Source organism: Streptomyces ossamyceticus, assembly GCF_001418475.1.
Lineage (GTDB): Bacteria > Actinomycetota > Actinomycetes > Streptomycetales > Streptomycetaceae > Streptomyces > Streptomyces ossamyceticus.
This window is the reverse complement of record NZ_LIQX01000892.1, coordinates 1-2,270: the sequence shown is the minus strand read 5'-3', so window position 1 is coordinate 2,270 and position 2,270 is coordinate 1. Positions and strand designations below refer to the sequence as shown.

The 2,270-nt window shown below is 73.7% G+C and carries 2 protein-coding genes; one reads left to right on the top strand and one right to left on the bottom strand.

Going from position 1 to position 2,270, the window contains the following annotated elements:
- The coding region (locus AOK15_RS40205; RefSeq protein ID WP_063799118.1) for a DUF6777 domain-containing protein at positions 1 to 823 on the top strand (823 nt) is incomplete at its 5' end.
- A gap of 56 nt (positions 824 to 879) precedes the next feature.
- On the opposite strand, the gene AOK15_RS40200 is transcribed toward AOK15_RS40205, so the two are convergent.
- A partial coding sequence (locus AOK15_RS40200; protein WP_055524085.1) for an FG-GAP-like repeat-containing protein occupies positions 880 to 2,270 on the bottom strand: 1,391 nt, incomplete at its 5' end.

Sequence of the window (2,270 nt, the reverse complement as noted above, 5' to 3'; positions counted from 1 at the left end):
CCGAGCCGTCGACGGCTCGGCCCCCGGCCTCTACGGCGGCACCCGCAACACCGGCAGCTGCGACGTCGAGAAGCAGATCGAGTACCTCCAGGCGGTACCCACCAAGAACGAGGCGTTCGCGGCCGTCGCCGGCGTCCAGGCGTCCGGCGTGCCCGGCTATCTGCGCTCGCTCACCCCGGTGCAGCTGCGCATGGACACCCGTGTCACCAACCACGGCTACCGCGACGGCGCCGCCACCGCCTACCAGGCAGTCCTCCAGGCCGGCACCGCCGTCCTCGTCGACGACCGGGGCGTGCCCCGCGTGCGCTGCGCCTGCGGCAACCCGCTGCGCCCGCCCGTCGCGCTGAAGACCACCCCCGAGCCCAAGGGCGACGCCTGGCCGTCGTACCGGCCGCAGAACGTCGTGGTCGTCGAGCAATCGACCGTGGTCATCAACGTGTTCATCCTCTACGACCCCGACCGCGACGACTGGTTCAGCCGCCAGTCCGGCGACACCGGCCACAAGGACAAGAAGTCCAACCCGCCGGTCGACCAGCCGTCCCCGTCGGCGTCGACCTCGTTCTCCGAGACACCGCCGACCAAGTCGCCCGAACCGTGCCCGTCCACGTCGACCGGCGCCAAGCGGGACGGGACCGCAAGCCCCTGCCCGTCGTCGTCCTCGGCGAGCCCCTCGTCCTCGGCCCCGTCGGCGCCGCAGAGTTCGACCTCCGCACCCCCGCAGCCCCAGCCGCAGACGCCCGAGACGGACGACACCCCACCGGACGGCGGCGCGACGAGCGAGTCCGCGCCCCTCTTCAGCGCGCCCCAGTCGAACGGCACCTGACCGGTCCGGGCCTCCCGTGACCGTGCGGGAGGCCCGGTGGCCGCGTCCCCTCCCGCTCACTCGTCGATCGCGGCCCCGAACTGCGCGTCCACGTACGGCGCCCCGAGGGAACCGGCGTTGTACGTCCACGACCCGGAGGCCGTGACGCCGCCCGTGCCCGCGGAGAGCACCCAGATGTGACCGTCGCCGGTGTTCTCACCGGGCGCGGCGGCCAGCAGCCCGAAGCGGCCGTCGCGGTTCGGGTCGGTCAACCGCACCTGGGCGCCCCACTTGTCGCCCTTCTCGGCGGTCCCCGGCACGTCGGCCGAGTTCTGGTCCCACGACTTGGCGCCGGACGAGGTCAGCCCGGACGCCGAGCCGCGCAGCACCCACACGGCGCCCGCGTCCTGGACGGTGCCGATGTCCTCGCCCGCAGCGCCGATCGCCACGTCCGCGTAGCCGTCACCGTCGGTGTCCGCCACCGACAGGTCCGAGCCCCAGCCGTCACCGGGCTCCGCCACACCGGGCACACCGGGGGAGTCCTGCACCCACCAGTCCGGCTCCTCGGCGGGCCCGTCGGGACCGCCGAGCCGTACCCCGACCAGACCGCCGGCCATCGTCTCGCCGTACGCGTCGTCCGGGGAGTGCGGTTCGCCGGTGACCAGGTCGTCGTAACCGTCGTTGTTGAGGTCGCCGGAGGCCGCCACCGGCCCGCCGCGCAGATCACGCTCGTACTTCAGGCCGTCGGCGTTCCCCGACAGATAGGTGGACCAGCCGTAGCCCGGTTCGTCACCCACGCTCAGGCCCGACACGACGAGGTCGGCGAAGCCGTTCTTGTCGTAGTCGCCGGTGGTCAGGGACTTGGGCTGGATACGGCGGGGCTCGGCCTGCGCCGCGATCCGCTGCGTGGACTCCCGGCGCAGGGAGCTCGCCTTCGAGGCGTCGTACGCGAAGAGTTCCACGTCGTACCCGTCCAGGACGGCGAGGAGGTCGCCTTCGGTCTCGGCCGTGAACCGGGCCGCGGCCAGGCCCAGGCCGAACCGCTCACCGGCGGTGGGCTCCTCGGTCTCCAACCAGCTGCTCGCGGCGCCGCTGAGCCCCGACTTCGACCCCCACAGGACGGCCACACCGCCCGCGTCCTTCACGGCGGCGAGGTCCTCGCCGGGAATGCCGACGATCGCGTCGTCGAACCCGTCGCCGTCGAGGTCACCGGTCGCGACCGCCCTGCCGAAGCCGTCGCCCGCCTCGGCGGCGCCCGCGACCCCCGCCGTCGACTGGCTGAACACGGCCGCACCGCTCGTGCCGATGCCCTTGGCCGAGCCGTACTGCACGGTCACCAGCCCGGCCCCGCTCTTGCCGCTGACGGTCGCCCCGGGCGCGCCGACCAGCACGTCCTCGTACCCGTCCCCGTTGAAGTCGCTGTTGCGGTCACTGGCCCGCGTACTGCCCGGCACCCCGGCGTACGCCG